This window comes from Bradyrhizobium sp. 2TAF36 (assembly GCF_052114925.1).
Taxonomy (GTDB): Bacteria; Pseudomonadota; Alphaproteobacteria; order Rhizobiales; family Xanthobacteraceae; genus Bradyrhizobium; species Bradyrhizobium barranii.
Map to the genome: position 1 here is coordinate 1 of NZ_JBFRFR010000171.1, position 6,896 is coordinate 6,896.

The 6,896-nt window shown below is 58.5% G+C and carries 4 protein-coding genes and 1 pseudogene; 4 read left to right on the plus strand and 1 reads right to left on the minus strand.

Annotated elements, in window-relative coordinates; all coding sequences use genetic code 11:
* Positions 1 to 89: 89 nt before the first annotated feature.
* Positions 90 to 290, minus strand: a pseudogene (locus tag AB4Z51_RS43685) (DUF1236 domain-containing protein); the annotation flags it as partial.
* 274 nt (positions 291 to 564) lie between these two features.
* On the opposite strand from AB4Z51_RS43685, the gene AB4Z51_RS43690 reads away from it, so the two are divergent.
* The 4 genes from AB4Z51_RS43690 to AB4Z51_RS43705 all read left to right on the plus strand — a co-directional run bounded on the left by AB4Z51_RS43690 (position 565) and on the right by AB4Z51_RS43705 (position 6,377).
* Positions 565 to 2,688, plus strand: a complete 2,124-nt coding sequence (locus AB4Z51_RS43690) for a catalase (RefSeq protein ID WP_028160084.1) — start codon at positions 565 to 567, stop codon at positions 2,686 to 2,688.
* Between the two features lie 122 nt (positions 2,689 to 2,810).
* Positions 2,811 to 3,665: a hypothetical protein gene (locus AB4Z51_RS43695; RefSeq protein WP_441499650.1), complete on the plus strand. Its 855-nt coding sequence runs from the start codon at positions 2,811 to 2,813 to the stop codon at positions 3,663 to 3,665.
* 272 nt (positions 3,666 to 3,937) lie between these two features.
* Positions 3,938 to 5,911 carry an AI-2E family transporter gene (locus tag AB4Z51_RS43700; protein ID WP_441499651.1) on the plus strand — a complete coding sequence of 658 codons (1,974 nt, stop codon included), beginning with the start codon at positions 3,938 to 3,940 and terminating at the stop codon, positions 5,909 to 5,911.
* Positions 5,912 to 6,140: 229 nt separating this feature from the next.
* Positions 6,141 to 6,377, plus strand: a complete 237-nt coding sequence (locus tag AB4Z51_RS43705) for a hypothetical protein (protein ID WP_196236589.1) — start codon at positions 6,141 to 6,143, stop codon at positions 6,375 to 6,377.
* Positions 6,378 to 6,896: the final 519 nt, after the last annotated feature.

Genomic DNA, 6,896 nt, shown 5'->3' on the forward strand with positions numbered 1-6,896 from the left:
CGCCGGCTCCCGCCGCTGCCACCGTCCAACCGGGCAAATCCAACAGCCGGGGCGAACTCAGGACTGGATAAAACTTGGGGGCAAGGTCACCGCTGATCGATCCCGAGTATGCCATTGATCCCACCGACGACACCGCCAATGGCTCCTCCAACGATTCCACCGACCGGACCCGCTGCCCGCTCGCCTTCGCTAGAGCCGCGCTCGACGCCTCCGAGCACGCCCTGAGCTGATGCCGCCGCGGGAAGAAGCAAGACTGCTGCAAGCAGCGAGCTCATGACAACTCGTTTCATCACAAATCCTTACTGTTAGGGGAGCACGATAAGCCAACGGCGCCTGATTAGTTCCGTAACCAGTTTGACCCGAACGATGATCGGTAGCGAACTGAGAGAAGAGGCCTTGCGGGCCAGACGTGAAGAGAAAGGACCGACCACGAGGGCGAGCAGCTAAGCTCGGCGCGCACCGCGGTCGATGTTGGCGGAATTAGTCTCAGCCGAGCCAATACAGGAACGGATGCCACACGGGCGGATTGAGGAGTTCCACTGGTGTCGCCGGGAGATCCTCAAAATGGCCAAGACGACGAAATCGAGCCGCGCATCGGCGGGGACAGCAACCGTACACGATCAAAAGCTCAGCCGGGGTGAAGGCGGCGAACTCCATCAGATCGCGGCGGGTAAGACCGCCGTCTTAACCACGGCTCAAGGCGGACTGGTATCAGACGACCAGAATTCGCTGAAGATCGGTCCTCGTGGACCTACGTTGCTTGAGGACTTCCATTTCCGCGAGAAGATCTTCCACTTCGACCACGAGCGCATTCCCGAGCGGGTCGTGCATGCTCGAGGATATGCGGCGCACGGGTTCTTCGAGACCTACAAGTCACTGGCGAAATACACGAAGGCTGACCTGTTTCAGCGAGCTGGTGAAAAGACGCCTGCGTTCGTGCGATTTTCCACCGTCGCCGGAAGCAAGGGATCAGTCGATCTCGCCCGGGACGTGAGAGGTTTCGCGGTGAAGCTCTACACGCAGGAAGGCAATTGGGACATCGTCGGCAACAATATCCCGGTTTTCTTTATTCAGGACGCCATCAAGTTTCCCGATCTGATCCACGCGGTGAAGGAAGAGCCGGATTGCGCCTTTCCCCAAGCGCAGTCTGCACACGACAATTTCTGGGACTTCATAAGCCTTACCCCCGAAAGCATGCACATGGTCATGTGGGTCATGTCCGACCGCGCCATCCCGCGTTCGTTTCGCTTCATGGAGGGTTTCGGGGTCCACACGTTCCGTCTCGTCAATGCGAAGCAGGAGTCCACCTTCGTCAAGTTCCACTGGAAGCCGAAACTCGGCTTGCAGTCGGTCGTCTGGAACGAAGCGGTCAAGATCAACGGTGCCGATCCCGACTTCCACCGTCGCGATCTCTGGACAGCCATCAAGACCGGCAACTTCCCGGAATGGGAGCTGCAACTTCAATTATTCGACCAGGATTTCGCAGACGCGTTCGATTTTGACGTGCTCGATCCGACCAAGATCATTCCCGAGGAAATCCTCCCTCCCGTTCCGGTCGGACGGCTGGTGCTAGATCGCATGCCCGACAACTTCTTTGCGGAGACTGAGCAGGTCGCCTTCATGACCCAGAATGTTCCGCCGGGTATCGACTTCTCAAACGATCCGCTCCTTCAGGGGCGCAATTTCTCGTATCTCGACACGCAGCTGAAGCGCTTGGGCAGCCCCAATTTCACTCACATACCCATCAACGCGCCCAAATGCCCGTTCGCGCACTTTCAGCAAGACGGCCATATGGCTTTGCGCAACCCGGTCGGACGTGCGAATTACCAGCCGAACTCCTTCGGCGAAGGTCCAAGGGAATCGCCGCAGCGCGGCTTCACGCCGTTCGCCGACGACGAGCAAGGTGCCAAGCGCCGTCTCCGCGCAGAAAGTTTTGCGGATCACTATAGCCAAGCTCGCCAGTTCTTCATTAGCCAGACCGCAGGCGAGCAGTCCCACATCGCTGCCGCACTGACGTTCGAGCTCAGCAAGGTGAAGATTCCAGCAATCCGGGAGCGTATGGTCGCGCACCTCCTCAATATTGATGAGACACTGGCCAGCAAGGTCGCGGATAAGCTTGGCTTGAAGAAGATGCCGAAAGCCGCGGATGCAGCCGTCGCGACGCGTCGGGATCTCGATCCTTCCCCCGCCCTGAGCATCGTCGAAAACGGGCCTGAGCGCTTCGAGGGTCGAAAGCTCGGTATCCTCGTCTCCGACGGTTCGGACGCAGGCATTCTCAAGGCCCTCAAGGCCGCCCTCAACAAGGCCGGAGCGACCTACGAGATCGTCGCGCCGAAGGTGACGGGTGCCGAAGCCAGCGACGGCAGCTGGATCGACGCCGACCAGATGATCGACGGAGGGCCATCCGTTCTGTACGACGCGGTCGCGCTTCTGCCTGGCGCAGATGCTATGGATGACCTGATACTGGAGTCTGCAGCGCGCGATTTCGTCGCCGACGCCTTCGCGCACTGCAAATTCATCGGTTACGCCGACGCGGCAGTGCCGTTATTTGAGAAAGCCGGCATTGCCACCGCAGATTTCGACGAAGGTTGCGTCCCGATCGGAAGCGCAAAGGAGGCCAAGTCATTCGTCGACGGCCTCTCGAAATTGCGCGTCTGGGACCGCGAGCCTAACGTCAAGATGCCGTAGGCCTCATAGGACATTGCAATCGGTCACGCGCAAAACCACAAAGAAGCCACGTGGGAACCTTCGTCAATGCTGCCCATTGTTTCGGCACGACGAATATCTTCGTCGCAAAATGAGGCGCACGCATGATCGATACTGTCGTTGTCCAACCAACCGCGACCGACGGCGAACCGTCCGTAGCCGGGGTTTCGTGGGCTGCCGTTACAGCGGGAGCAGTCGTTTCTTGCGCGCTCACATTGCTTCTCCTCGCGTTCGGTGTCGGGCTCGGCCTGTCCGTTGTCTCTCCATGGTCTGGCGCCGGGGTTTCAGCAACAACCTTCAAGATCGGAACTGGTCTCTACTTCATCGTTATCGCCATGCTGTCTTCGTCCATCGGCGGCTACATCGCTGGGCGATTGCGATCACGCTGGGTCAGTGTTCACTCCGATGAGGTCTACTTTCGAGACACAGCCCACGGCTTTGTCTCATGGGCTCTTGCGGCAGTGCTTGGCGCCATCCTCCTGGTCACACCCGCAGCCAATTTGGTGGGGGCAGGTCTAGGAACCGCGGGCCAAGCGGCGGCGACGGCCAGCCGGTCCGGACCGATGGATGGTTATGTCGACACTTTGCTTCGACTTGCCTCCCCATCCTCACAAGCGCAGGGCGCCGACGCCTCACGCGAGGAACTCGGGCGTCTATTCACTTCGAGCTTTCGAAGCGGAGCCGACATAAAGGCGAACGATCGCGAATACGTTGGGAAGGTTGTCGCCGCGCGAACAGGCCTCAGCCAGGCTGACGCGGACAAGCGCGTCAACGACGTCATCGCGCAGATCAAGGCAGATTCGGATGCCGCCCGAAAGGCGACAGCTCAGCTTGCATTCTGGCTCGCGGCCTCTCTTCTACTCGGAGCCTTCTCCGCCAGCCTCGCCGCCACGGAAGGCGGTGAGCTACGTGATGGAACACCGAGGTCCCGCAAACTTTCACCCGCAATGCGAACCTGACAGGAGCGAATAATGCCAATTCTTCTCTGGCTAGTCGGAATACCGATCCCCCTGATCATTCTGATCCTGCTGCTGCGGTGAGCGCAGCCAAGCGACAGCCCTGCTCATCCTAGATCGATCGAGCGGACTATCGGAACTAAGCTATCAGGGGCGCCGTATTAAATCCGGCGCCCCTGATAGATACCAATGGCCTCGATAGGTTTCCCTCGCGTTAGAGGGAGAGGTCAGTGGCCGATCGCTAAACGCTTCCTCGTTAGAGCTGGATCGGCACCATGGCAAAACTCGTTGTTCCCCAGACTTCCGAAGAGGTCGCGTCACTGGTAGGCGCCGTCGCTTTGGCGATACTTGGCGTGATCATCGTCTCCGCCCTTTACGTCGGTCRGGAGATCTTCGTGCCAGTTGCATTGGCAATTCTGCTCAGCTTCGCGCTGGCTTCTCCCGTGAGCGCATTGCAACGACTGAAAGTGCCGCGCGGCATTGCCGTCGTGGGTGTAGTACTATTCGCCTTCGCTATCATCTTCGCTTTGGGCAGCCTTATTGCGGCGCAGCTGAACCGGCTTGCCGGTGATCTTCCTTCATACCAAGTGACGATCCAGTCCAAAATTCAATCAGTGCGGGGCATTACAGGTGGAAGCTCAACGCTCGAACGGGCCGCCGGAATGCTGCAGGACCTGGGCAAGGAGCTGGATAAGCCGAAGGGAGCCGTACCGGAGAAATCAGTCAGCCCTTCTCTCGGTAGCCCGCTCGGATCTCGACCCGTTGCGCCTGTCCCAGTCGAGGTTCTTCAACCTGACCCGGGAGCTCTGGAGAGCCTCCGGTCGCTTATCGCGCCTTTGATATCGCCACTGGCGACCACAGGGATCATCGTGATCTTTGTGATCTTCATTTTGATCCAACGCGAAGACCTTCGAAATCGCCTCATACGCCTGGCAGGATCACACGATTTACAGCGGACGACCGCTGCACTCGATGACGCTGGCAACAGGTTAAGTCGCCTGTTTCTGAATCAACTCCTGATCAATACCGGTTTTGGCATCCTCATTGGAGCGGGGCTCTGGTTGATCGGCATACCGAGCGCTGTTCTCTGGGGCATTCTGGCGGCAGTCTTACGATTCGTCCCTTACATCGGCTCGATCATTGCGGCGGCATTTCCACTGGCGCTTGCGGTTGCAGTCCAACCAGGCTGGTCAATGTTGGTTTGGACTGCCGCGCTATTCTTTGTGGTCGAACCGGCCGTCGGCCAGATCGTCGAGCCGATGGTCTACGGTCGCAGTACGGGTCTGTCGCCCATAGCGGTAGTAGTCTCCGCGACGTTCTGGACCGCGTTATGGGGACCGATCGGATTGGTTCTCGCGACCCCTTTGACAGTCTGCCTTGTCGTACTCGGACGTCATGTCGAACGTCTGGCGTTTCTGGACGTGATGTTCGGCGACAGACCGGCACTGTCTGCTGCTGAAATATTCTATCAACGAATGCTCGCAGGCGATCCGACCGAAGCAACTGAAAAAGCCGAGGAATATCTCAAGGAGCGTTCCCTCTCCTCATATTATGATGAGGTAGCGATAAAGGGTCTGCTGCTCGCCCAGTCTGACCTGGAACGAGACGTCCTTGACCATTCCCGCCTCGTCAAGATCCGAGAATTTGCTGAAGATCTCTCAGAACAAACCGATCAGGAACCGAGAGGCGAACGTTCGACAATTGACGCGGAGGCTGCCGCCGCGGTCGAGGCGGCAGCCGCCGAACCAATCTATCCCGATCTGCCAATCCTCAAGAGGAGTGATCTCCCCGTCGAATGGCAAGGTGACTATCCAGTCCTCTGTATCGCTGGCCGTACCGCGCTTGATGAAGCCGCTGGCATTATGTTTGCCCAACTGTGTAACGTCCACGGACTGCAGACGCGGATCGAAGGACCGGATGCTCTGTCGACAAGCAATATATTTCGATTGCAAACGGAGGGCGTTTCGATGGTTTGTCTTTCGTACCTCAATGCATCGAATCCGGCACAGGTTCGCTACGCGGTCCGTCGCCTTCGCCGAAAGCTGCCACATGCTAGCATTTTAGTCGGGCTCTGGAGCGGCACGGGCGACTCACAAAGAGCTGTTTCTGTGAAGGAAAGCTCCAAGGCCGACGTACTTGTGTCGACGTTAAGAGAGGCAACTCGTGTTTGCATCGAAGCCGCAAGACCGGATTTGGCCATTCTAGAGGATGTTTCCGTAAAGCGAGAGACGAACAATCTCGCCTCCTAAGCTGCTCTACCGATTGCTCGCGCTTGCACAGGCCCGCGGCCTCTCCCAAGGACGTCAATAATTTTCGCCAAAAGTAGGCCATCTGGTTGGTCAGCGGAACGCGCGAGCGGCCTCGAAGGTAGTTCTTCCCCTTCATCAGCGGCGAGGAACTAATCATCGCTCGGCACCTTGTCGCTTCGAGAGGAAGCCGTTATTTCGCAAGCGCTTCTTCCTGCGAGAGGGACGAAGGATGCTTCGAGACAGCAGGGCTGAAGAAGTCTCCAACCGCATAGCTGAAGTCGCCTCAGCGATCGCCGAAGAGGGACTGCGATACGTCAGCGATACGATGCCGGGGTATCGTCGCAAGCGGACCGGCATTTCGTTCACATACTACGATAAGGACGGCAAGCGCATCGTCGACAAAGCCATCGTTCGCCGCATCAAGTCGATCGGCATTCCGCCAGCCTGCCGACTTAGAGACACCTAGGGTGAAACAGCACCTTATATCGACGCAACCCTCGGCCCACCCTTGGCGCCGACTCGGGACGGCCGTGGCGATCTACGAACTCGCAACGGTTCTGCCGTAGATGACGACATCGCCACGAGACTTTTTCGACAATGCCTCAAGCGTCCGCCCGCCACGAGGTACCGAAAAAGTAAGTAGCTCAAGCCAACCTCCATAGCGCAGCTCGATAACGACAAGAGTTGAGGCGGATCAGTCAGTATCCTCTTGTCGCTGTCTAGAGAACGACACTTCCCTCTTCGGCCAACGGCTGAGTAGTTCGCCGAACTGAGTTGACGAGTCACACAGCGCACCGGCGATCTGCCGAACTCCTTTGCTCCGCGCCTTGCTGTCGTTGACCTTGCCCCCAAGTTTTATCCAGTCCTGAGTTCGCCCCGGCTGTTGGATTTGCCCGGTTGGACGGTGGCAGCGGCGGGAGCCGGCGCGGAGCCCTCGGCATAGCGCAGCGCCGGCTCCCGGCGCGGGTGGCAGGTGAAGGCGAAC

Coding starts and splice junctions, on each gene's coding strand:
- AB4Z51_RS43705 (WP_196236589.1), top strand. CDS start 6,141: ATGCTTCGAGACAGCAGGGCTGAAGAAGTCTCCAACCGCATAGCTGAA.
- AB4Z51_RS43695 (WP_441499650.1), top strand. CDS start 2,811: ATGATCGATACTGTCGTTGTCCAACCAACCGCGACCGACGGCGAACCG.
- AB4Z51_RS43690 (WP_028160084.1), top strand. CDS start 565: ATGGCCAAGACGACGAAATCGAGCCGCGCATCGGCGGGGACAGCAACC.